The following is a 230-nucleotide window of genomic DNA, read 5'->3' on the forward strand; positions in this document are numbered from 1 at the left end:
GCCTCCTGACCCGCACTGAGGAAGACGTCCTGGACGACCCCGTTGATCGCTGGCAGCACAAAGTGGAGCCATGGTCGGCCGGTGTCGTCGTCCCCTTTTTCGCTCTCATGAGCGCCGGTGTCCACGTCAGCGGGAAAACCTTCCTGGCCCTATGGACTCACCCAATCTCGCTGGGTATCGTCTGCGGGCTCATTCTTGGAAAGGTCATCGGCATCACCCTCGGATCCTGT

The 230-nt window shown here is 60.9% G+C and carries 1 protein-coding gene; it reads left to right on the forward strand.

Features of this window, described 5'->3' with window-relative positions; all coding sequences use genetic code 11:
- Window positions 1-230 (forward strand): Na+/H+ antiporter NhaA (locus tag CF394_RS16365; RefSeq protein ID WP_165767400.1); only part of this gene is annotated, 230 nt, incomplete at both ends.

Source organism: Tetzosporium hominis (genome assembly GCF_002265435.1).
Taxonomy (GTDB): Bacteria; Bacillota; Bacilli; order Bacillales_A; family Planococcaceae; genus Chryseomicrobium; species Chryseomicrobium hominis.